At 52.2% G+C, this 1462-nt stretch carries 1 protein-coding gene; it reads left to right on the forward strand.

Annotated features, from left to right (window positions below; all coding sequences use genetic code 11):
* Window positions 1-183: 183 nt before the first annotated feature.
* Window positions 184-1462 (forward strand): MCP four helix bundle domain-containing protein (locus tag AC1931_RS15405; protein WP_483878161.1); only part of this gene is annotated, 1279 nt, incomplete at its 3' end.

Below are 1462 nucleotides of genomic sequence, written 5' to 3' on the forward strand. Positions count from 1 at the left end.
AGATCGAGCCACCCCCCGCCACCGGTCGCAATCGCAAACACTATATCGCCGGCATGGGCAAGATCGGCCAGCAGGTCAAGATCCTGCTGGATATCGAAGCCCTGCTCGAAGATGAAGAACTGGAAGAGGTCGAAACAGTCTAATAAAACGTATGCCACTTAACGAAAAACCATGGAGGAAAAAATGAAAAACCTGAAAATTGGCGTCAAACTGATTGGAGGATTTCTGATTGTTGCCCTGATAACGTTAGTTGTTGGTGCTATTGGCTTGTGGGGTGTTAATGATCTGGACGGCCACCTGGTGGAGGTAGGCGAGGTCCGTCTGCCCAGCATCGAGAGTCTGTTGGAAATGGAAGTCGGTGCCGAACAGATTCTATTGTCCCAACGCAGCCTACTCAACCCCAAACTGGCCCCTGAAGACCGGGCCCGACAATACACCAATGTCGAACATGCCCGTGAACATCTTGAAGAAGCCTGGGCCATTTACGAACCCTTGCCGCAAACTGCAGAAGAAGCGCAGTTATGGTCACAGTTCGTCCCGGTCTGGAACAAATTCCAACAAGCCAGTGATGAATTCTTTCGTCTAACCCGCGAAGTTGAGGGCACCGGAATCCTCGATCCGACCCAACTCAGAGCTGATCTGCAACAGTTCCGCGGGGATCATCATCAGTTGATGGGGCAGGTTCAGACAATGATTCGTGATGGACAGGTATTTGAGGGGGGGACCAACCACTCCGGCTGTAACTTTGGTCGCTGGTTAGCAAATTTCAAGACTGACAATGCAACATTGCGCAACATTTTAAGTGGCATAAACAACAACCATGCCCCCTTCCATCAGGGTATAGAAAAAGCCAAGGAGCGGATCGAGGCCGGAGATACCCAGGGCGCCAGCCTGATTTATGCCTCCACCATCCGTCCCGGTGCGGAAGGCACCTTTGATCGCTTTGATCAGTTGTTGGACGAAATCACCCGCGCGGAAGCCCTGTATAACGCTATGGAACAACAGGCCATGGGACCGGCACGATTGCTTCATGATGAAGCAGTCGAGTTATTGGTTAAAATCACTAACATGAACCAGAATATTGCCAAAGCTTCGGTCAGCGAAGCCCATGGTGCAGCTGTTCAGGCTGAAAGCCTGTCCATTGCCGGTAGTGTCATCGGTGTCATCCTTGCCCTGATATTGGGATTTTTCCTCTCTCGCAGTATCAGCATACCGGTCGTAAAAGGAGTTGAACTCGCCCAGGAGATCGCCAAGGGTGATTTCAGCATGCGCCTGAACATGAATCGTGGTGATGAAATCGGTACCCTCGCCAATGCTCTGGATGACATGGCCGAGAACCTCTCACGTAACGCCGATGTCGCTGAACAGATCGCCGACGGCAACCTCAATGTCGAGGTGCAGCTGGCTTCGGAAAAGGACCAGCTGGGTCTGGCCCTGCAGACCATGGTGCTGAACCTCAACG

This window comes from Pelovirga sp. C15f (assembly GCF_057178085.1).